Origin of the sequence: Brachybacterium sp. (assembly GCF_036379615.1) — a bacterium.
GTDB lineage: Bacteria > Actinomycetota > Actinomycetes > Actinomycetales > Dermabacteraceae > Brachybacterium.
Genome location: NZ_DASVGJ010000068.1, coordinates 60,115 through 81,623 on the forward strand (window position 1 = coordinate 60,115; position 21,509 = coordinate 81,623).

Genomic DNA, 21,509 nt, shown 5'->3' on the forward strand with positions numbered 1-21,509 from the left:
GGCGGAGCTCATCATGCGCTCCTCCCACTGCTGGACCCGCTCCCGCTCATGGCGGGGACGGGCCCGGGGTGCGACGTTACCTGCACGTCGCGGCGGCGTCGACCGGGATCGAGGGTGATCCTGGTCGTACTCGCCCGGCCCGGGGGCCGTGCGCGCCGCTCAGCTCCTGGTGGATCAGATCTTGGCGACCTGGTCGAACGCCAGCTCGACCGGGGTCTCGCGGCCGAAGATCGACACCAGGACCTGGAGCTTCTGGGCCTCCGAGTGGATCTCGGAGATGGTGGCCGGCATGGTCTCGAAGGGGCCGTCCATGACGGTGACGGACTCGCCGACGTGGAAGTCGGGGACCTTCTGCGCGGGGGCGGCCTTGCCGGTGCCGCCGCTGGCGGAGCGCTTCTTCTCGGGCAGGCCGACGGAGGGGGCCAGCAGCGAGTAGATCTCGTCGAAGCTCAGCGGGGTCGGATCGGTCGCGTTGCCGACGAAGCCGGTGACACCGGGGGTGTCCCGCACGACTCGCCAGGACTCGGTGGTGAGGTCCATGCGCACCAGCACGTAGCCGGGGACGCGGACGCGGCGGACGATCTTCTTCTGGCCGTTCTTGACCTCGGTCGCGTCCTCCATGGGGACCTGGACCTCGAAGATGTAGTCCTCCATGTCCTGGGTCTCGGTGCGCGTGGCGAGCTGCGTCTTCACGCGGTTCTCGTGGCCCGAGTAGGAGTGGACGACGTACCACTCGCCGAGGGAGGAGCGCAGGTGCATCTTGAGCTGCGCCAGGGGGTCCTCCTCCTCGGAGTCCTCGGCCTCGGTGTCGGCGTCCTCGGCGTCAGCGGCCTCGGGCTCGACACCCTCCGATCCGGCGACCTCGTCCTCGGAGCCGGCGGTCTCGTCGGCGGTGCGCTCTGACTCCTCGCCCTCGGCGCCGGCGGTCTCGTCGGCGAGGAGCTCCGCCTCGGGATCGACGCCCGTGGCGGCCTCATCAGCAGCGGCGGGCTCAGCGGTCGCGGCGGCGTCCTCGGAGGTCCCGGCCGAGGCGGAGAAGGAGAGGGAGTCGTCGAGGTTCTCGTAGGACTCGTCGGGGGTAGAAGTCGTCTCGCTCATCGGCGGGAACCTGCCTTCCTGGCGGCGTGGAACTGATCGGTCACGGTGCGGTGTGCTGTGCGGGACGGCCCGCGGCTCACACGTCGGGGACCGTGAAGGCGATCCTGGACAGCCAGCTGAACGCGGCATCGAGGCCGAAGATCAGCAGGATCATGAAGACGACGAACAGCAGGACCGTGATCGAGTACAGGACCAGCTCCCGACGCGTCGGGACGACGACCTTCCTCAGCTCCGCGATGACCTGCCGGATGAACAGACCGATCGCCAGGAACGGGTTCTTCGACCCGGAGCCCTGGGCGTCGGCACCGCGAGGCGTCGACGGGGCGTTCTGGCTGGAGTTCACTCTGGGCTGTCCGATCTCGTCGAGGTCATCCGCATCCGACCGGGTGACCCCGGCCGGACCGGCAGGGCAGACAGGGCTCGAACCTGCAACCTGCGGTTTTGGAGACCGCTGCGCTACCAATTGCGCCACTGCCCTTCACGAGGACCAGGCCTCATGAGGTCTGTCCGCGGCCCCCGGAGGAGACCATCGGTTCTGACCAGCGATCAGCATACAAGCCGCGGGGACCTCGTGCGAATCCGGGGGCGTCAGATCACCTCCCAGAGAGACGCAGACCACCCTGTCGGCGTCCCCGGCCGTGCCCTGCTCCCGGTCCGGAACGGTCACCGGACCGGGCTGCCGAGAGCCCGGCCACGGGCCGGAACCGGCCTGTCAGAGGACGAGCGCTCCTGGCGGCGCGCGGCGACCTCTGCCACGATAGGCGGGTGACCACCGACGATGCCAGCATCCCCGCCACCAGTTCGCAGTCCGCTCCGAGCGCCGCAGCACGCTCCCGCATCTCGCAGCGGGTCGGGGCGATCCAGCCCTCGGCGACTCTTGCGGTCGACGCCACCGCCAAGGCGCTCAAGGCCGCCGGCCGCCCCGTGATCGGATTCGGAGCGGGCGAACCCGACTTCCCCACCCCCGCGCACATCGTCGAGGCCGCGGTCGAGGCGGCGCAGGATCCGAAGAACCACCGCTACTCCGCCACCGGAGGCCTGCCGGAGCTGAAGCAGGCGCTCGCGGAGTCCTTCACCGCCAGCACCTCGCTCGAGATCGATCCCGCCCAGGTCCTGGTGACCAACGGCGGCAAGCAGGCCGTCTTCCAGACCTTCGCGACCCTGCTGGATCCGGGCGACGAGGTCATCCTCCCGGCCCCCTACTGGACCACCTATCCCGAGGCGATCCGCCAGACCGGCGCCGTCGAGGTGCCGGTGCTGGCCGGTGTGGAGCAGAACTACGTGCCCACCGTCGAGCAGCTCGAGGCCGCTCGCACCGAGCGCACCCGTGCACTGCTGCTGTGCTCCCCCTCGAACCCCACGGGCGTGGTGCTCACGCCCGAGCAGGTCACCGAGATCGGCCGCTGGGCTCTCGAGCACGGGATCTGGGTCGTCACCGACGAGATCTACCAGTCCCTCACCTATGACGGCATGCCGTTCACCTCGGTGCTGAGGGCCGTGCCCGAGCTCGCCGAGACCACCGTGCTGCTGGGCGGGGTCGCGAAGTCCTTCGCGATGACCGGCTGGCGGGTGGGCTGGATGGTCGGTCCCGTGGACGTCATCAAGGCGGCCACCAACCTGCAGTCCCATCTCACCTCGCACGTCAACAACATCGCCCAGCGCGCCGCGCTCGCGGCACTCACCGGTCCGAGCGAGCCGGTGGAGGAGATGAGGGAGGCCTTCGACCGTCGGCGTCGGCTGATCGTCGAGCAGCTCTCCCAGGTGCCGGGCTTCACGGTCCCCACTCCCACCGGGGCGTTCTACGCCTTCCCGGACGTCTCCCAGGTGCTGGGCCGCACGCTGCGCGGCAAGGAGATCACCTCCTCGACGGATCTCGCCACCGTGATCCTCGAGGAGGCGGAAGTCGCCGCAGTGCCCGGCGAGGCCTTCGGGGCCCCTGGCCACCTGCGCTTCTCCTATGCGCTGGCGGACGAGGACATCACCGAGGGCATCGATCGGGTGATCGCGCTGCTGTCCGAGTGACGCGGCGCGCTGGAGGGCCGCGACCATGAGCCCGGCCGACGGTGCGGTCCGGGACCTCGCCACCTTGCCCAAGGCGCATCTGCACCTGCATTTCACCGGGTCGATGCGTCCGGAGACGCTGTGGGAGCTGGCGGCGGAGCGCGGCATCCGCCTGCCCCGCTCCCTCACCGACGACGTCGCGCTGCAGGTGGAGCCGACCCATCGGGGCTGGTTCCGCTTCCAGCGGCAGTACGACGCCGCCCGCGCCGTGGTCGACTCCGAGCAGGCGATGCGTCGGATCCTCCACGAGGCCGCCGAGGACGATGCGACGGAGGGCTCCAGGCGGCTCGAGCTGCAGGTGGATCCCACCAGCTACGCGCCCTTCGTGGGCGGGCTGACCCCGGCGATCGAGATCGTGCTGGACCAGGCCGCCCGCTCGGAGCGGGAGACCGGGGTGAGCATCGGGATCGTCATCGCCGCCTCCCGCACCCGGCATCCGCTGGACGCGCGGACCCTCGCCCGCCTGGCCGCGAGGAACGCGGGCGCGGTGGTCGGCTTCGGGCTGAGCAACGACGAGCGCCGCGGCACCACCTCCGAGTTCGGTCCGGCGTTCCGCATCGCGCGCGAGGCCGGACTGCTGTCCGTGCCCCACGGCGGGGAGCTGCTGGGGCCTGCTCATGTGCGGGACGTGGTGGAGCATCTGGGACCGCACCGGCTGGGGCACGGGGTGCGCTCCGCGGAGGACCTTGCGCTGCTGGATCGGATCGTCGAGGCGGGCATCGGGCTGGAGGTGTGCCCGGCCTCGAACGCCTCGCTCGGCGTGGTGGAGACGGCGGCCGACGTGCCGCTGCGGCGCCTGGTGGACGCCGGGGCCCAGATCGCGCTGGGCGCGGATGACCCCCTGCTGTTCGGCTCGCGGCTGCTGGATCAGTACGAGACCGCCCGGGAGGTCGGCTTCACCGACGCGGAGCTGGCCGACCTCGCCGCCTCCTCGATCAGGATCTCCGCCGCTCCTGAGACGGTGAAGCAGCGCCTCCTGGGTGAGGTGCAGGAATGGCTCGACGGCCCGCTGACGAGCGGCTGAGACGTCGATCGGGCAGCGCCGCGCAGTGCACGACCGCGTCGACCTCCGCCAGCAGCGCCGGCAGGGCGCCCGGGCGGGAACACCCGCCCGGTGGCCACCACCTCGTGCTCGGCGCAGAGCATCTGCGCAGCGCAACCTCCGAGGAACCCGGAGGCTCCGGTGACCAGGACTCTCATCCGACCAGGACTCTCATCGCTGCGCCGTCGCTCTCACCGGTCCTGGCCGGCGCCCTCCGAGGGCAGCGCGAGGAAGAACGCCGGGGCGGTGCAGCCCGCGGCGGCGAAGGCCTCGGCGATCGCAGCGGCGACGGACTGCGCGGCGTCGGCCTCGACCAGGGCGATGGTCGAGCCGCCGAAGCCGCCGCCGGTCATCCGGGCCCCGTGCGCCCCGGCCGACCGAGCCGTGTCGACCGCGAGGTCGAGCTGCGGGACGGTCACCTCGTAGTCCTCGCGCAGGGAATCGTGGGAGGCGTTCAGGAGGCCGCCCAGCGCGTCGACGTGCTCGCGCACGGAGCCGTCCGCCAGCAGGGCATCGAACTCGCGCACCCGCTCGATCTCGGTGATCACGTGACGGGCGCGGCGGCGCACCACCTCGTCCTCGATCTGCCCCAGCAGTGCGCCGAGACCGCCCACGGCCGACAGGTCGGCGTCCCGCAGGGTCGGGACCCCGAGCGCCCCGGCGGCGCGCTCGCTGTCCGCCCGGCGCGCGGTGTACTCGCCGTCGACGTGGGAGTGCTCGGCACGGGTGTCCGTGATCAGCAGGGCCAGGCCCTGCGAGGCGAGGTCCCACGGCACGGGCCGGGTGGAGAAGTCGCGGCAGTCGAGGTAGAGGGCGTGACCCTCCCGGGAGAGCACCGAGGCGGACTGGTCCAGCCCGCCCGTGGAGGCTCCGGCGAAGTCCGTCTCCGCGGTGATCGCGGCGCGCACCCGGTCCAGCGGTTCGGTGCCCAGGGTCAGCAGAGCCTCGATGGCCTCCGCCGCCGCGCACTCCAGCGCGGCGGAGCTGGAGAGTCCGGCGCCCAGCGGGACCTGGCCGTCGATCATGATATCCATGCCGCGGGTGGAGGCACCCGAGATCCGAGGGCTCAGCGCCCACAGCACGCCGGCCACGTAGGCGGGCCAGCCGGTGACGGCCTCGGGGGTGAGCTCGCGCGCGTCGATGTCGAGGATCGTCTCGTCCTGGGCGGAGCGCAGGCGCAGCCGGTTCGTGGGCGTCCGTGCCGCGGCGGCGAAGCAGCGATGGGAGATCGCCATCGGCAGGCACAGCCCGTCCTGGTAGTCGACGTGCTCGCCGATGATGTTCACCCGGCCGGGTGCGGACCACACACCGTCCGGTGCGTACCCGAAGGCGTCCTCGAACAGCTGCGCGGCCCGGTCTGCGGCCGCACTGCGGTCCGGGGCCGCGGACAGCTCCACCTCGGGCGCGGTGGCACCGGTCTCGCCGGGAGCCTCGGGGGCGCCGGGAGCCTCGGGGACCCCGGAGGGCGCGGTGGGGGCGACGGAGTCGGCACGGGTCATGGAATTCCTTCCGGAGCGATCTAAGGCCGATGCGGCGGAACACGCTTCCTGCTGTGCACGGCGTCCGAGAGTCTAACCGTCATCCCGACAAGAGCACAGGACCGGGTCCCTGGCCGGGCGCCTCTCGGCACGGGCGCCCGGGTCCGCTGCTCAGGGCCGGACGGCGAGGCAGGCCACCGAGGGGGCAGGGATCGGCGCCGCAGCGACCTCGAGCTCCTCGCCCCGACGCCGCAGCACGTCGATGCGGTCGCCCTCCTGAGCCGCGACCAGCACCAGGTCGTCCAGCTGGGTGAAGTGACGGGGATGCGCCCCCACCTCGACCTCGGTCACCAGCAGCGGGCGCATCGGGGTGAGCGAGAGCAGGGACAGCGTGTCCGGTCCCCGATTGGCCACCAGCAGGGCGGACTCGTCCGCGGTGAGCTCGATGTGCGAGAGGGCGTTGCTCTGCTCCCGGGCGCTGGCAGGAATCATCGAACGGACGCTCCAGCGGTGCGAGGGACCCTCGAGCGCGGCGGGACGCCGACGCTGCGAGCCGGCCTCGGCACGCACCGCGGTGGCGACCATCCCGGAGAGCTCGCAGGCTATGTGCAGCTGCTCCGACTCGTGGTCCGCGGCCAGATGGCGGGGACCGCTGCCCCGGCTGAGCGGGATCTCGCCGGCCAGGTCGATCATCCCCGCGGAGTCCTGCCGGTACAGGAGCACCCGATCCAGCCCGAGATCCGGGACGGCGAGCAGCGGCGTCCCCGGCAGAGCGCTGACCTGGTGGGGGTGAGGCTCCTGGGCCTCGCTGTCGTCGCGCTGGTCGCCGCGATCGCTGTGGTCGCGATGGTCGTCCAGGTCGATCTGCCCGACGGGGATCCCGTCCTCGTCCACGCGCACGGTCGCCACGGTGCCCGCTCCGTACTGGGCGATGACAAGGGTGGAGGGGTCGGTGCCACGACCCAGGTGGCATCCGCCGGCGCCGTCCACTGCCAGCTCGCCGATCACCTCCGCCTCCTGGCCGTCGGCCGAGACGCGCACGGCGACCACACGGGTGGGATCGCCCTCGAGCACCGCGTGCAGCACGGTGCCGTCCGGGCTCCAGAGCACGAACGACGGGTCGGGCAGGTCCACGACCGCGAGCCGCTCCACCACCGGTGCGGAGCCGTCCCCGTCGGCGGTGAGGCTCAGCAGCTCGATGCCCGGCCCGCGGCCGGTGCCGCTGCGGGAATAGCAGCCGGCGGCGATCAGTGCGGTGGTGGTCATGTCGACTCCTCGCGGTCGGAGCGCTGCCCGGTGCCGTCCTCGAGGTCCGGGGGCGGCTCGAGATCCTCGAGGAACGAGAGGTCGTCGAACATCGTGGAGGACAGCGCTGTCATCTCACCGGTCATCGTAGACGGCTCGATCACCGGAGCGCCGCGACGACGCCGCATCCGGCGCGAGCCCAGGGAGAGCCGGCGGCGGCGCAGCGTGGTGAACGGCGTCGAGATCGCTGGCGTGTAGGCGATGCCGCTGCGGCGGAAGTACGGCATCAGCCGTGAGGCCAGGAGCTGGCCGAGCACCACTCCGGCCGCGATCGCGACCGCGATCTCGGCTGCGCCGAGCAGCTCGGCGACACCGGAGCTGAGGTCACGCTCGAGGCCCAAGAGGCCCTGGTAGATGCGACTGCCGGGGACCAGCGGGATGACCCCGGACATCACGAACGCGAGGGCCGGCGCCCGCATCCGGTCACCGATCGCGGTCGCGATCAGGCCGGTCACGAGGGCGGAGATGGCCACGGCCACCGTACGGTCCAGGAAGGCGCTGCCGAGCAGGTGGGCGATGATGCCGGACCCGGAGGCGACGAGCGCCCCGGCCAGCAGCAGGCGTGCGGGGACCTGGGTGCCGACGCCGTACCCGAGCCCCATGCCGAGGCCCGAGATCACCACGACGACCGCTTTGGTGAAGTTCAGCGGCATCTCGGCGCTGACAGAGACGTCGGCCCCGAGCAGGTCGGCCAGCAGGAGTCCGAGTCGCACGCCGGCGACGATCCCGACGGTGAGCATCAGGGTTTCGAGAATGCGTCCGGCCGCGGTCACGTACCAGCCGGTGACCGCGTCCTGCACCGCGCTGATCGAGGAGAGCCCCGCCAGCTGCACGATGATGCAGGAGACGACGACGATCGACGGGCTGACGCTGTCGTCGATCAGTGCCACGAGGACCGCGCCGCCGACGGCGACGAAGCCGCCCAGCACCTGGCTGTAGAAGGGCGGGATGTTCCAACGGGCCAGCAGCTCGCCGATCGCGATCAGCAGTCCGGCGGAGAGGGTCGCGGCGATCACCACGAGGCTCCCCGCCCCGAAGAACAGCGCCGCGGCCCCGCCCATCACGGCGAAGCCCGCGACGACCAGCGGAATGCGGTACAGCGCAGGGCGCTGCGGGATCGCCGCCGCCTGTCGGCGGGCCTCGTCCAGGGGCAGCTCGCCGGAGAGGTAGCCGTGGGAGACGTCCTCGAAGGCGGCGAGCCGGGCGAAGTCCTGCACCCGCTCGTTCGCGGAGCGGACGCGGGTGAAGGGCGTGGCGGATTCGTCCGCCAGATAGGAGATCGTCACCTCGTTGAACGTCACCTGGACGGAGACGTTGCGCAGGCCGGAGGAGCTGGTCACCCGCAGCACGGTCGCGGTGACCTCCGAGGCCGCGGCCCCGTTGGTGAGCAGCCCCTCGCCGATCCTCATGGCGAGGTCGAACACGGCATGGAGCCGGGCGGAATCGGTGGGCACGGACCGATCGTGCCACACGGGTCAGGGCCCGGGACACTCCGGATGCGGCCTCGTTCCTCACAGCGCCGGACGGGCGTTCCTCACCGCGCCGAGAGGGCGCTGCCGTGGACGGCGCCGCGACCGCGTGACCAGGCCCGAGGACCCGGCCGGAGGACCAGGCCCGAGGACCGCACGATCAGGCTCGGGCGATGCGGAGCCTCAGAGGTTGGGGGCGGCCGAGAGCACCGCCAGGGAGACCGCGAGCAGCAGCAGCACTGCGACGTCGAGGGCGCGGGATCGGACGGCGAGGGCACCGACGGCCCGGATCGGGAGCACCGCGCGCAGCACCGCCAGGATCCCCAGCAGCGCGGCCAGCAGCCCTCCGGCCAGGGGCGCGGAGACGAGCACGCCGAGCACGATGATGAGGCCGAGCGCGACCAGGGCGGAGCTCAGCACCGCCTGGCGTCGAACGGCCGCGGAGATGGTGAAGGGGGATCTCTGCTGCGGCACGGGCCTCATGGTACGGGTGGTGCGGCATGGCACGGGCTGTGCGGAAGGGTGAGGGTGGTGCGGGCCTCTGCAGGGTGTCGTCGCGGTTACCCTGGTCGTGGTCGGCAGCGCCGTCGACCACCGAGCGACCTGGAGGACTCCTTCACATGACCATCCCCGGTTCGACGACCGGCCCCGCCACCCGCACGGAGCACGATCTGCTCGGCGATCGCGAGGTCCCCGCCGATGCCTACTACGGCGTCCAGACCCTGCGAGCGCAGGAGAACTTCCGCATCACGGACGTCCCGCTGAGCCACTTCCCCCGTCTGATCGAGGCGCTCGCCCAGGTCAAGCGGGCCACGGCCCGAGCCAATCACGGTCTGGGAGCACTCGACGACGAGCGCGCCGCCGCGATCGAGCAGGCCTGTGCGGAGATCGTGGACGGTGAGCTCCACGAGAACTTCGTGGTGGACATGATCCAGGGCGGTGCCGGCACCAGCACCAACATGAACGCGAACGAGGTGATCGCCAACCGCGCCCTGGAGATCCTGGGTCACCGGAAGGGCGAGTACGAGCACCTACACCCCAACAACCACGTCAACCTGGCTCAGTCCACCAACGACGTCTATCCCACCTCCCTGCGCCTGGGGATCCTGCTGACCTTCCCGGCCCTGGTGGAGTCGATGGAGCACCTGATCTCCACCCTGCGCGCCAAGGGTGACGAGTACTCCCAGGTGCTGAAGATGGGCCGCACCCAGATGCAGGACGCGGTCCCGATGACGGTGGGCCAGGAGTTCAACGCCTGGGCGACCACCATCGAGGAGGACGTCGAGCGACTCACCCGCACAGCGGCGGCGTTCCAGGAGATCAACCTCGGGGCCACCGCGATCGGCACCGGCATCACCACCGATCCCCGCTATGCGCAGCGCGCCACCGAGGAGCTCACCGCGCTGACGGGGATCGAGTTCGTGGTCGCCGCCGATCTGGTCGAGGCGACCAGCGACACCGGCGCGTTCGTGACCTTCTCCGGGATCCTCCGCCGCATCGCGGTGAAGATCTCGAAGATCTGCAACGACCTGCGGCTGCTCTCCTCGGGGCCTCGGGCGGGCTTCCACGAGATCAACCTGCCGTCCGTGCAGCCGGGCAGCTCGATCATGCCCGGCAAGGTGAACCCGGTGATCCCCGAGGTGGTCAACCAGGTCGCCTTCGAGGTGATCGGCAACGACCTCACCGTGGCCTTCGCGGCCGAGGGCGGGCAGCTGCAGCTGAACGCCTTCGAGCCGGTGATCGCCTTCAACATCCTGGAGTCCACGCGCATCATGACGAGGGCCATGAACACCCTGGCCGATCGCTGCATCGCCGGGATCACGGTCAACGAGGACGTGCTCGAGAACGACCTGCGCCGCTCGATCGGCGTGGTCACGGCGCTGGTGCCGGTGATCGGCTATGCCGCCGCGACCGACGTCGCCGCCACCGCTCTGGAGACCGGCCGTCCGGTCGCCGATCTGGTGCTGGAGCGAGGGCTGCTGGACGAGACGCGGCTGAAGGCGCTGCTCTCCCCCGCCTCCATGACCAGCCCTCACCGCTCGAGCCCCACCGGCACCATGCCCGCGGTCGCGGAGGAGCAGCTGGACTCCGGGGAGATCACCCGCCTGCCGGTGGAGGCTCCCGCCACGGAGGGCTGACCGGAGGCCGTGCACACAGCACGGGGCCGCGACCCGTCAGGTGCAGGACCGCCGGGTGCAGCACAGCCGGCTGGCGGACTGCCGGGTGGCGGGCTGCCGGGTGGCGGGCTGCCGGGTGGCGGGCTGTCGTGTGGCGACATGTCAGGTGCAAGATTGCTGGATTCTGAACCACTTCCCGTCCAGAAGTGGTTCAGAATCCAGCAATCCCTGCGAAAGGGCCGAGGCCGGGGGCGCAGCCGAGGCGGGGGTCGCAGCCGAGGCCGGGGACGCCGCCGAGGCGGGGGTCGCCGCCGAGGTCGGAGTCACAGCCTGGTGGCGCCTCGGCTCACCCGGCGCTCACCCGGCGCTCACTCGTCGGCTTCCTCCATCTTGCCGCGCATCACGAGTTTGGGGTCGGGGACACCGATCACGTCGTGGTCCTTGCCGTCGTACTCGAACTGGGAGAGGAAGTAGCGCATGGCGTTGAGCCGGGCGCGCTTCTTGTCGTTGGAGCGGATGATCGTCCACGGCGCGTACTTCTTGTCCGTCCGGCGGAACATCTCCTCCTTGGCCGCGGTGTACGACTCCCAGCGGTCCAGGGACTCGAGGTCCATCGGGGACAGCTTCCAGCGGCGCACAGGGTCGAGCTGACGGATCGCGAAGCGGGTGCGCTGCTCCTTCTGGGAGACGGAGAACCAGAACTTCGTGACGAAGATGCCGGAGTCCACCAGCATCCGCTCGAAGTACGGGACCTGGTTCATGAACGTCTCGTACTGCTCGGGCGAGGCGAAGCCCATCACGCGCTCGACACCGGCGCGGTTGTACCAGGAGCGGTCGAAGAGCACCATCTCGCCCTCGGTGGGCAGATGCTGGATGTAGCGCTGGAAGTACCACTGGCCGCGCTCGCGGTCGCTGGGCTTGTTCAGCGCGACCACGCGGGCGGTGCGCGGGTTCAGATGCTCGGTGAAGCGCTTGATGGTGCCGCCCTTGCCGGCCGCGTCCCGCCCCTCGAAGATGATGATCGACTTCTGGTCGTTGTCCTCGAGCCAGTACTGGTACTTCAGCAGCTCGACCTGGAGCTTGTACTTCTCCAGCTCGTACTCGTCCCGGTCCATGCGGGTCTCGTAGGGGTACCCCTCCTGCCAGGTGTACACCGGATTGCCCTGGGGATCGATGAGATCCGGGTCCGGTGTGTGGCCGTCCTGGACCGAGTACCCCTCTTCGCGCAGATGCTCGATGTACTCGCGCAGGCTCTGGTTGTCAGGGATCTTCACGGTCGCTCCTTCGGACGCTGGGGTATGGGACAACTGTAGAGCGCGCGCATGTCCGTGTGGTGAACAGACGTCCCGAGGGAGGGGTGCGGGGAGGGCTGGGGAGGGCCGACGGGGACCGGCGCCCCGTCCAGGACGGGGCGCCGGTCCTCCCCGCTCGGTGCTCGGGCCAGGCAGTGCTGATCCGGACGGAGCTCGGTCCGGACCATGCTCGGTCCGGTCGGTGCTCGGACCAGTCAGCGCTCAGTGCGCGAAGTGACGGGTCCCGGTGAGGTACATGGTCACTCCCGCCGCGCGGCAGGCCTCGAGGACCTCCTCGTCCCGGATCGAACCGCCGGGCTGCACGATGGCCCGCACCCCGGCGTCGATGAGGATCTGTGCGCCGTCGGCGAAGGGGAAGAACGCGTCCGAGGCCGCGACCGCGCCACTGGCCCGCTCGGGCGCCTGCTCGCCCTCGGCGTGCGCGCCCAGGGTGTTGGCGCGGGTGACGGCGAGGCGGCAGGAGTCCAGGCGGTTGACCTGCCCCATCCCGATGCCCACGGCGGCCGAGTCCTTGGCGAGCAGGATCGCGTTGGACTTCACCGCGCGCACGGAGCGCCAGGCGAAGGCCAGGTCGGCGAGGGTCGCCTCGTCCGCCGCCTCGCCCGCGGCGAGGGTCCACTGCGAGGGGTCGTCGCCGTCGGCCGCGATGGTGTCCGCATCCTGGATCAGCATCCCGCCCCAGATCTCGCGCATCTCGACGCCACGGGAGTACTCCCCCACCAGTCGCAGGATCCGCAGGTTCTTCTTGGTGCGCAGCAGCTCGAGCGCGGCCTCGTCATAGCCGGGAGCGAGGATCACCTCGGTGAACACGGGCTTGACCTGCTCGGCCATGGCGAGGGTGACCGTGCGGTTGGAGGCGATGACGCCGCCGTAGGCGGAGACGGGGTCCGTGCCGTGGGCGCGGGCATGGGCGAGCGCGATGTCCTCGCCCGTGCCGGCCACCGCGATGCCGCAGGGGTTGTTGTGCTTGACCACGGCGACCGCCGGGCGCAGGTGGTCGTAGGCCGCGCGGACGGCGGCGTCGGCGTCGACGTAGTTGTTGTAGCTCATCTCCTTGCCGCCGAGCTGCTCGGCGCCGGCGAGGCCGGGGGCGGTCTCGTCGGTGACGGCCAGTCGCGCACGCTGGTGCGGGTTCTCGCCGTAGCGGAGGGTCGCGGTGATGCCCAGCTCGGCGGCGTCGGACTCCGAGAGGTCCAGGATGCTGATGTCCTCGCCGTCCTCGAGCTCGTCGTCCCCGACCTGGTCCTCGGCGAGCTCGCCGTCCTCGGGCTGCTCGTCCTCCAGTGCACCCGAGAGCTGCTCGAGCATCCAGTCGCTGATCGCCTCGTCGTACTCGGCGGTGCGGGTGAAGGCGATGGTCGCGAGCTCCTGGCGCTCGACGAGGGTGAACCCTCCGGCGCTCACGGCCTCGGCCGCGGTCGCGTAGTCCTCGGGATCGACGACCACGGCGAGGGAGGCGAAGTTCTTCGCCGCGGCGCGCACCATGGTGGGTCCGCCGACGTCGATCTTCTCGATGATCTCGTCGAAGCTGCCGCCGGCGGCGACGGTCTCGCTGAAGGGGTAGAGGTTCACCACGACCAGGTCGAAGGGAGCGATCCCGTGGTCGGTGAGCTGTGCGCGATGCGCCTCGAGGCGCTGATCGGCGAGGATCCCGCCGTGGATGCGCGGGTGGAGGGTCTTGACCCGGCCGTCGAGCATCTCCGGGAAGTCGGTGACGGACTCGACGTCGGTGACCGGGATGCCGGCCTCACGGATCGTGCCGCCGGTGGACCCGGTGGAGACGATCTCCACGCCGGTGTCGGCGAGGGTGCGGGCGAGGTCCACGATCCCGGTCTTGTCGAAGACGGAGATGAGGGCTCGGCGGACGGGACGGCGTTCTGCGGTGCTCACGTGGCGTGCTCCTTGTCGGATCTGCTTGCGGCGGGCACCCAGGCGGTCGATGCCCACGACGTCGTCACTCCCCGGTGGTCGCCCACCTTCGCCAGTCGTGTGGGGCCACTGTATCGGGGACGGACCGTGTGCCGGGCACGGCACGGGCCCTTCGTCTCAGCGGGCGGCGGCCAGGCGCCGCACGACGTCCACCAGCAGTGGCTGCTCGACGGCCTTGATGCGCTCGTGGAGGCTCGCCTCGGTGTCGTCCTCGAGGACCTCGACGGCTCTCTGGGCGAGGATCCTCCCGGTGTCCACGCCGGCATCGACCTCGATGACGCTGCATCCGGTGACCTTCACCCCGTGGGCGAGGGCGTCGCGCACGCCGTGCGCGCCGGGGAAGGAGGGCAGCAGCGCGGGGTGGGTGTTCACGATCCGGCCGCCGTAGGTCTCGAGCAGCGGCGGGCCGACGAGCTTCATGAAGCCGGCGAGCACCACCAGCTGGGGACGGTGGGCCGCGACCGCGGCGGCGAGCGCCGTGTCCCAGGCGCTGCGATCGGGGTGGTCGCCCAGGCGCACGATCTGCGTGGGCAGGCCCGCGCGGCGGGCGTGCTCGAGGCCGGAGGCATCGCGATCAGCGATCACGGCCACCACCTGGTAGGGGCAGTCCTCGGCGAGGGAGGCGTCGAGGAGGGCGGCGAGGTTCGAGCCGGTGCCGGAGATGAGGACGACGACGGGGAGGCGGGTCACGGCACCAGGGTAGACGCCGCGCGCCCGCAGTCGGCTCGAGCAGGCACAATGGTGATGATGAACAGCGACACCGCCCCCGACCCCCGCTCGGACCAGAAGCCTGCCCGAGGGCGAGGGCTGGTGGGCGGGCTGACCCTCGCGATGCTCGCCTCCTTGCTGCTGATGCTGTCGCCGCTGCCCTTCTCGCTGTTCTCCGGACTCACGGCGCTGGTCGCCCTGGTGCTGTTGATCCCCCTGATCGTGCAGTCGATCCGCGAGCGCCGCTACTCGATGGCGGTGATCGGTGCCCTGCTCGGCGTGCCGGCCACGCTGATGATCATCACCGGCGCCGTGCTCAGCATCGTGTTCTACGGCCCGATGGCGCAGCACCAGGCCTGTCTCGACACCGCCCTGACCGAGCAGGCGCGCGTCCAGTGCCAGGCAGAGCTGCCGGGCGCGATGTCCCAGTGGGTCAGCGGTCTTCTCGGCGGCTGATCCAGGAGCTCTTCCGGGCGGAGCGTCGGCCGGGCGTCTCCTCCCCCGCTGCCGGGTCCGATGCCGGGCCCTCGGCGGCGGCGGGGTCCTGCTGGCCGGGCAGCGTCCAGGCATCGGCCTCGAGGCCTGCGTCCTCGTCCTCCAGCTCGGCAGCGGCTGAGCCGTCGTCGGAGTGCTCGGGGGGATCGGAGTCCGCGGCGGGATCGAGGTCCTCGCCGTGCCCGTCCTCTGTGCGCATCGCGTCGTCCTGCGTGCGCGCTTCGCCCTCCGCGCTCTCCACGGTCTCCGTGTCCTGTCCGCCCGCGCCGGCCGTCGCCGTCACGCCATCCGTCGCCGTCGCGCCGCGCTCGGTGCGCTCCTCGGCCTCGATCCGCTCACGCAGCGAGAGCGCGGAGCGACGGGCCCACGGGATCAGCGGGGTCCCGAGCACACCGAGCACCAGCGCGGTGCTCACCGCGACCACGCCGATCAGCGGCAGGGCGAGGGTGCTCATCTGGGGGCCCAGGTGGACGAGGCGACCGTCGCCGATCCCTCCGGTGGAGAGCCCGGCCACCAGCAGGCAGACGACGATCACGACGATCGGATAGGCGACCCAGGCGGTGATCCGGTCCCGTCGGTCGAGGTCCGCGACATCCCGCACCAGGTGCACTGCTCCGAGCGCGACCGGGACCGAGGGCACGAGCAGCAGCAGCCAGACCACGGCCGGGAAGTCTCCCGGGCCGGGCAGGGCGCCCAGCAGCGGCAGCGCCGGCAGCACTCCGGTCTCGGCACCGTCGAGCGAGATGCCGGTGGAGGTCCCCACCCCGACGGTGCCGCCGAGCAGCACCGTCAGCGCCCAGACGGCCACCATCGGCAGCAGCGCGAGCTGGATCAGGGTGAGCACGAGCCCGCCGACGATCCCGGGGTCGAGGCTGTCGAACAGCGCCGACTGGGCGGGGACGGAGACCACCAGCAGCACCACCACCAGCGCCATCCCGGCCCCGAGCAGACCGGTCACAGCCAGCAGCGCCGCCCGCGCGACATCCCCGTAGGGAGCCGGCAGCAGGTCGAGCACCCGCACTCCGGGCACCGCGTCCGTCGGGTCCCGCCGCAGGGACCACAGCAGCCCGATGAGGCCTCCCAGCACGGCGACCAGCAGTCCGGAGACCACCGCCGAGGTGACCACCGGGGCGGCGTCGGCGCTGCGACCGATGCCTGCCAGCACGGCGAGTCCGATGGCATAGACCAGCGCGTACATGCCCAGGGACGAGCCCACGTCCCGCAGCGCGCCGGCCCGCAGCAGGCCGTCGTCCCGCACGGGGCGCAGTGCGCGCCCCACCCGTCGCATCGCGACGGCGGAGAGCAGCACCAGCAGCAGCAGCAGACCGAAGGGGGTGAGCGTCACGGGGCCGTCGATCACTCCTGTGCTCACCATGATGCCGCCGCCGTGGCCCAGCACGAGGACGCCCAGCGCGAGCAGGATGGCGTCCAGTGCTGTCGCGCTCGACGCGGAGCCGGCGACCTGTGCGGCGAGGGCGGGCACCACCACCACGGCGAGGGCGATGCCGAGCGAGGACAGCGCCCCGAGCACGCCCCGGACCAGAGGTGTCGCGATGGAGTCGACGGGGCTGCTCACGCACTTGCTCCTCGGGAAGGGTCACGGCGGGTCGGGGTGCTGCGCGACGGATCGCACAGGGGACGGGGCCGGGGCGGCCGCGCCTTCCCGCAGAGGGTGTCGCCGGTCCATGGTCGCACCTCGCCGCGGCGCCGCCGCGCAATTGGGGACGGGACACGAGTCACGGCACCGGTGCCTCGAGGTGCCGCATAATGGCACGGATGTCTGCCCCGATCCTGCCCTCCGATGCCGCCGCCGAACCCGCGGTGACGCTGTATGTCCGCACTCAGCGCATCGAGGAAGAGGTCGACCTGCTGGGCCATGTGCCCGCCGCGGTCAGCGGCGCCTGGCTGCGCCACGGACAGGGCGTGGTCGCTCTGGGCACGGCGTGGTCCGTGCAGACCGCGGGTCCGCACCGGTTCGCCGCCGCGAGCGCCGCCTTCCGGCAGGTCGCCGCCCGCTCGCGGATCGATGACGAGGTGCGGGTGCGCACCAGCGGCCTGATCGCTCTGGGCAGCTTCTCCTACGCCGACACCTCGGAGCGCCCCTCGTCGCTGCGCGTGCCGCGGGCGCTGCTGGGCGTGCACGACGGTGAGTCCTTCCTCACCGTGGTCGGGGTGGACGAGGAGCCGGTGCTGCCCACCTCCTGGCGCGATCTGTTCCCCTCGTCCCCGGTCCCGGACCCCCTCTCCGTCCCCCTCGAGGTGGAGGCCGCGCACACCCCGGACGAGTACCAGGCCCTGGTGCAGGAGGCGGTCTCGGAGATCCGTGCCGGCCGCGCGGAGAAGGTGGTGCTCTCGGAGCGGACCACCGTGCGCACCCCGGCGCCGCTCTCCCCCGCCGTGATGCTCACCCGTCTGGCCCGCGCCTATCCCAGCACCTGGGTGTACCACCTGGAGGACATCGTGGGCGCGAGCCCGGAGATGCTCGCCCAGACCGAGAACGGCAGGGTCTTCTCCCGCGTGCTGGCCGGCTCCCGCCCGGTGGCCGACGACGGCGAGCTGGACGAGGTGGACCGCCGTGCCTTCCGCGCCGATGCCAAGGAGCTCTCCGAGCACGCTTTCGCCGTGGACTCGGTGGTCGAGCGCCTGGAGGGCCTGGCCGAGGAGATCGAGGTCTCCCCCGAGCCGTTCGTGCTGCGCCTGCCGGGCCTGGAGCACCTGGCCTCGGACGTCACGGCGCGACTGCGCGAGGGCACCACCAGCCTGGACGTCGCCTCCCGACTGCACCCCTCGGCCGCCGTCTCGGGAACGCCGCGGGAGCGTGCGGACGAGATCATCGCGCGCCTGGAGCCCCACGACCGCGGCGGTTACGCCTCCCCGGTGGGGTGGATGGACGCCGACGGTGACGGGCAGTGGGCGATCGCCCTGCGGATGGCGCACCTGGTCGACGACCGGACGGTGGTGCTGCAGGCGGGTGGCGGGCTGGTGGCCGCCTCGGATCCGGTCTCGGAGCATGCCGAGGCCCTCGCGAAGTGCCGGCCCATGCTGCGGGCGCTCCGCGGGGAGCAGTCCGAGTGATGCTCAGGAGGGGCGCTCGCCGAGCGTGACCTCGATGCGCTGCACGTCGCCGTCGCGCACCACCTCCATGTGGTGGGTGGTGCCGATCTCCAGACCGCGCACCACCCCGGTCAGCGCGGCGGCTCCGCCGACGGGGACGTCGTCCACACCGGTGATGAGATCCCCCTTCTCCAGTCCCGACCCGTCGGCGGGGCTGCCCGGTTCGATGCTCACCACCTCGGCGCCACGGATCATCGCGCCTTCCCTCGAGGCGGCACCGTCGGTGCTGGTCACTCCCAGGAACGCATGCTCTGCGGTACCGTCCTCCTGCAGCTGCTCGGCGATCAGAGCGGCCGTGTTGGAAGGGATCGCGAAACCCAGCCCGATGCTGCCTGCCTGGCCGGAGGCGTCCGGGATCCCGGCGATCGCGGTGTTGATGCCGATCACCTGTCCTGCGGCGTCCACGAGCGGTCCGCCGGAGTTGCCGGGGTTGATCGCGGCGTCCGTCTGCAGCGCCGAGGTGTACGTGGCGTCGGAGCCGTCGGACTCCTCTCCGGAGGCCGTGACCGGGCGGTCGACCGCGGAGACGATGCCCGTGGTGACTGTGTTCTCGAGCCCCAGCGGGGTGCCCAGCGCCATCACCGGCTGACCCACCGTGACGGTGGAGGAATCGGCGAAGGTGGCGGGCTGGAGACCTTCCGGGGCGGAGTCCAGGCGGATCACGGCGAGGTCGGTGGTGGAGTCCGTGCCGACCACGGTGGCGGGGTAGCTCGCTCCGTCGTCCAGGGTGACCTGGATCTCCTCTCCGCCGTCGACCACGTGATTGTTGGTGAGGATCGAGCCCTGCTCATCGAGGATCACGCCGGTGCCCTGGCTGGAGCCGCCTCCGGTGGCGACCTGGATCGCGACCGTGCTCGGGGAGACCTGCGCGGCGACGCCCGCCCAATCCGGGGTTCCTGTGGTCGCGGCGGCCGCGGGCCGGGCTTCGGTGCTCGTGCCGGCGCTCTGCGCGGAGGAGACCTCGGGCTCCGGGGACAGGAGCTGGTCATAGGCGACGACGCCGCCGAGCGTCGCCCCGCTGGAGAGCAGCATGCCGAGCGCGACCAGACCGGTGACCCCGGCCCAGCCGGGCCCCCGGCGAGGCGCGGCGGCGGGCGCGGCAGCAGGCGCGGCAGGAGCAGAGTCTCCCCGGAGCGCCGGATTCGCGGCCGGAAGCTGGGCGGTCCGTGCCTCGTGGAGCCGCGTCCCGTCGGCCGGGCCCCACTGCGCGGGGCTCGAATCCCCCGGGCCGCTGACGGCCGGGCTGCTCGTGGTCGGCGTGCTCCCACTCCACGGACTCTCGCCGTGCGGCGCGCCGTAGGGGGCCGCGGTCACCCCGTGCTGCGCGTCAGAGGTGCGGTTCTGCGCATCAGGGATGCCGTAGGGAGCGCCGGGGGCGCCGTACGGGGCGCCCGAGGCGCCGTAGGGAGCGCCGGAGGCGCCGTCCGGGCCATCGGATGCGTGGTCCTGCGGTGCGTGCTCGTCCTTCATGGAGACCATCCCACCATCCCTGCTCAGGAATCTGTCGAGTCCGCGCTGGATGCCTGCTGAACGACCAGCACGCGGATACCGTCGGCGGGCGCGGCGAGCGCGGCGGGCAGCTCGCCCGGGGTGAGCCGTAGGGCTGCGGCGCCGAGTGCGGTGGCGGCGGCGGCGATGTCCGCGCCGTGCGGGGTCGTGAAGAAGCGTCGCAGCAGGGCGGGCGGGGCGGCGGCGTGCTCGAGACCGGAGAAGATCCGGCCCCCGCCGTCATCGACCACGATCACGTCCACCACAGGGCGGGGCTCCTCCGGGCCGACGAGCAGCCCGGTGAGGTCATGCAGGGCGGTGAGGTCGCCGACCAGCAGTCGCACCCGGCCACCGCTGCCGTCCGCGCGCTGGGAGGCGCGTCCGGCCGGGCCCATGGCGGCGTGCGCGAGGGAGATGCCGCCGGCCATCGCGGTGGTGCCGTCGATGCCGGCCAGGCCGCGGTTCGCGATCACCCGGGCGGCGGTGGGGCCGGCGTGCTGCTCGAGGTCCCGCACCAGGCTGGAGGAGCCGAGCACCAGCACGTCACCAGGCCCGGAGGCGTTCCAGACGGCGAGCGCGGCACGCTGCTGCCAGGTGCCGGGCAGGGCGGCGGCTGACCGTGCCGCCGCGGCGCTCCATGCCTCCAGGTGCTCACGGCGACGTTCCTGTGCGCGCAGGGCGTCCGAGCTCGCTGTGGCATCCGTGGCGCCGGTGGCATCAGCAGTATCGGCGGGGTCAGTGCCCTCGCCGGTCCTCTCGCCGACCTCCTCGCCCACGGCGGCAGGGACCACGAGCTGGGCGCGGCGGGCGACATCGGGCCAGTCCGGATGCTCATCGACCACGATCACCTCGACGTCCTCGGCGCCGAGCAGCCCGCCGACGACGGGGCGGGAGAGGGTGGGTCGGCCCAGCACGATCGCCCGGCGCGGTCTCAGCGGATGGTGGGGGTCGGCCATCACCTCGCGCAGCAGCGCGGGATAGCGGGGCACGAGCGAGGAGCCGTGCAGCGCGCCGGAGCTGGGCTCTGCCAGCAGCGGGAGCTGGTGGCGGGCGGCGAGCTCCGCAGCGGCGGGCCCCGCACCGTCCCCGGCGACCACCACCGTGCGCTCATCCACCGGCACGGGCTGCGCCGCCGGGGCCGCGGGACGGACCCGCCGCGTGAGCACGATCCTGTCCCTGTCCTCGGAATGCGCCTGACCTTCTGCGCGCGCCCGGCCTTCTACGTGCGCCGGATCCCCGCCGCGCACCGCCCCGTCGGCGGGATCGCTGCCCGGCCGCGGCACCAGCGGGTCGCGGAAGGAGAGGTTCAGGTGCACCGGGCCGGGGTTCTCGGCGGTCGCCGCGGCGAAGGCCCGTGCGGCGGTGGAGACCGCGGTGCGCAGCTCGACAGCGGTGGCACCCCCGGCGGTGGGTGCGGGCAGGTCCACGGCCAGGCGCACCAGCGAGCGGAACATCCCCGCCTGACGAGTGGTCTGGTTCGCTCCCACCTCGCGCAGCTCGGCGGGACGGTCCGCGGTGAGCACCAGCAGCGGGATCCGGGAGTGATGGGCCTCCATCACCGCGGCATGCAGGTGGGCGGTGGCGGTGCCGGAGGTGGTGACGACCGCTGCCGGATGCTCCGGGTCGTGCCGCCCCAGCCCCAGCGCCGTGAACGCGGCGGCGCGCTCATCGATCCGCACGTGGGGGCGGATGCGCTCCCCCACCTCCTCGGCGGCCAGCGCGTAGACCAGCGGTGCGGAGCGCGAGCCGGGGGCCAGCACCGCATCACGCAGGCCCAGCTCCGCCAGTGCGCACCAGAGCGCGACGGACTCGTCCACCGCGCCGGAGCCCGAGGCGCGCGGGGCGGGGATCGAGGCCGACGGGATGATCGGGGATGTTCGCTGGTGCACCCC

Annotated in this window: 17 protein-coding genes, 1 tRNA gene and 1 riboswitch; of the genes, 5 read left to right on the top strand and 13 right to left on the bottom strand. The window is 72.2% G+C overall.

The genetic code is table 11. The annotated features are described in order from the left end of the window. Positions 1–174: 174 nt before the first annotated feature. The 3 genes from nusG to VF289_RS15265 form a co-directional block, all read right to left on the bottom strand. The gene (gene nusG / locus VF289_RS15255) at positions 175–1,098 is read right to left on the bottom strand and encodes a transcription termination/antitermination protein NusG (protein WP_330884756.1); all 924 of its coding nucleotides are present in this window, start codon (positions 1,096–1,098) and stop codon (positions 175–177) included. Between the two features lie 76 nt (positions 1,099–1,174). Next, positions 1,175–1,441 (bottom strand): preprotein translocase subunit SecE, encoded by a 267-nt coding sequence (gene secE, locus VF289_RS15260; protein WP_330884757.1) that lies wholly within the window; start codon positions 1,439–1,441, stop codon positions 1,175–1,177. Between the two features lie 62 nt (positions 1,442–1,503). Then, positions 1,504–1,576, bottom strand: a tRNA-Trp gene (locus tag VF289_RS15265). A 287-nt stretch (positions 1,577–1,863) separates the two neighbouring features. Between VF289_RS15265 and VF289_RS15270 the strand changes: the two genes are divergently transcribed. Together VF289_RS15270 and VF289_RS15275 are read left to right on the top strand one after the other, a co-directional pair. Further along, complete coding sequence (locus VF289_RS15270; protein ID WP_330884758.1) at positions 1,864–3,120, top strand: pyridoxal phosphate-dependent aminotransferase; 1,257 nt, start codon at positions 1,864–1,866, stop codon at positions 3,118–3,120. A gap of 25 nt (positions 3,121–3,145) precedes the next feature. Next, the gene (locus VF289_RS15275; protein WP_330884759.1) at positions 3,146–4,183 is read left to right on the top strand and encodes an adenosine deaminase; all 1,038 of its coding nucleotides are present in this window, start codon (positions 3,146–3,148) and stop codon (positions 4,181–4,183) included. A gap of 209 nt (positions 4,184–4,392) precedes the next feature. Here VF289_RS15275 and galK read toward each other — a convergent pair whose 3' ends face one another. From galK to VF289_RS15295, 4 genes are all read right to left on the bottom strand, one after another. Beyond that, positions 4,393–5,700 (bottom strand): galactokinase, encoded by a 1,308-nt coding sequence (gene galK / locus VF289_RS15280; RefSeq protein WP_330884760.1) that lies wholly within the window; start codon positions 5,698–5,700, stop codon positions 4,393–4,395. A 150-nt stretch (positions 5,701–5,850) separates the two neighbouring features. Continuing rightward, positions 5,851–6,945, bottom strand: a complete 1,095-nt coding sequence (locus VF289_RS15285; protein ID WP_330884761.1) for a lactonase family protein — start codon at positions 6,943–6,945, stop codon at positions 5,851–5,853. Next, positions 6,942–8,438 carry a threonine/serine ThrE exporter family protein gene (locus tag VF289_RS15290; protein WP_330884762.1) on the bottom strand — a complete coding sequence of 499 codons (1,497 nt, stop codon included), beginning with the start codon at positions 8,436–8,438 and terminating at the stop codon, positions 6,942–6,944. The genes VF289_RS15285 and VF289_RS15290 overlap by 4 nt, the downstream gene beginning before the upstream one ends. Positions 8,439–8,636: 198 nt before the next feature. After that, positions 8,637–8,936, bottom strand: coding sequence for a DUF3017 domain-containing protein (locus VF289_RS15295; protein ID WP_414644507.1), 300 nt, complete (start codon positions 8,934–8,936; stop codon positions 8,637–8,639). Positions 8,937–9,073: 137 nt separating this feature from the next. Here VF289_RS15295 and VF289_RS15300 point away from each other — a divergent pair, with 137 nt between their 5' ends. After that, positions 9,074–10,591 carry an aspartate ammonia-lyase gene (locus VF289_RS15300; protein WP_330884764.1) on the top strand — a complete coding sequence of 506 codons (1,518 nt, stop codon included), beginning with the start codon at positions 9,074–9,076 and terminating at the stop codon, positions 10,589–10,591. A gap of 347 nt (positions 10,592–10,938) precedes the next feature. On the opposite strand, the gene ppk2 is transcribed toward VF289_RS15300, so the two are convergent. The 3 genes from ppk2 to purN all read right to left on the bottom strand — a co-directional run bounded on the left by ppk2 (position 10,939) and on the right by purN (position 14,502). Continuing rightward, on the bottom strand, positions 10,939–11,844 hold the full coding sequence (ppk2, locus tag VF289_RS15305; protein WP_330884765.1) for a polyphosphate kinase 2: 906 nt from the start codon (positions 11,842–11,844) through the stop codon (positions 10,939–10,941). Between the two features lie 240 nt (positions 11,845–12,084). After that, complete coding sequence (purH, locus tag VF289_RS15310; RefSeq protein ID WP_330884766.1) at positions 12,085–13,773, bottom strand: bifunctional phosphoribosylaminoimidazolecarboxamide formyltransferase/IMP cyclohydrolase; 1,689 nt, start codon at positions 13,771–13,773, stop codon at positions 12,085–12,087. Between the two features lie 29 nt (positions 13,774–13,802). After that, a riboswitch (ZMP/ZTP riboswitch) is annotated at positions 13,803–13,882 on the bottom strand. Positions 13,883–13,929: 47 nt separating this feature from the next. Then, on the bottom strand, positions 13,930–14,502 hold the full coding sequence (purN, locus tag VF289_RS15315; RefSeq protein ID WP_330884767.1) for a phosphoribosylglycinamide formyltransferase: 573 nt from the start codon (positions 14,500–14,502) through the stop codon (positions 13,930–13,932). A gap of 57 nt (positions 14,503–14,559) precedes the next feature. Here purN and VF289_RS15320 point away from each other — a divergent pair, with 57 nt between their 5' ends. Next, positions 14,560–14,976 carry a hypothetical protein gene (locus VF289_RS15320; protein WP_330884768.1) on the top strand — a complete coding sequence of 139 codons (417 nt, stop codon included), beginning with the start codon at positions 14,560–14,562 and terminating at the stop codon, positions 14,974–14,976. Here VF289_RS15320 and VF289_RS15325 read toward each other — a convergent pair. Beyond that, positions 14,954–16,591 (bottom strand): DUF6350 family protein, encoded by a 1,638-nt coding sequence (locus VF289_RS15325; protein ID WP_330884769.1) that lies wholly within the window; start codon positions 16,589–16,591, stop codon positions 14,954–14,956. The two genes, VF289_RS15320 and VF289_RS15325, sit on opposite strands and share 23 nt — an antisense overlap. A 200-nt stretch (positions 16,592–16,791) precedes the next feature. Between VF289_RS15325 and VF289_RS15330 the strand changes: the two genes are divergently transcribed. Further along, on the top strand, positions 16,792–18,090 hold the full coding sequence (locus tag VF289_RS15330) for a chorismate-binding protein (protein WP_330884770.1): 1,299 nt from the start codon (positions 16,792–16,794) through the stop codon (positions 18,088–18,090). Positions 18,091–18,093: 3 nt separating this feature from the next. On the opposite strand, the gene VF289_RS15335 is transcribed toward VF289_RS15330, so the two are convergent. Both VF289_RS15335 and menD read right to left on the bottom strand, forming a co-directional pair. Then, complete coding sequence (locus tag VF289_RS15335; RefSeq protein ID WP_330884771.1) at positions 18,094–19,608, bottom strand: S1C family serine protease; 1,515 nt, start codon at positions 19,606–19,608, stop codon at positions 18,094–18,096. 14 nt (positions 19,609–19,622) lie between these two features. Further along, on the bottom strand, positions 19,623–21,506 hold the full coding sequence (menD, locus tag VF289_RS15340) for a 2-succinyl-5-enolpyruvyl-6-hydroxy-3-cyclohexene-1-carboxylic-acid synthase (RefSeq protein ID WP_330884772.1): 1,884 nt from the start codon (positions 21,504–21,506) through the stop codon (positions 19,623–19,625). Positions 21,507–21,509 lie beyond the last annotated feature (3 nt).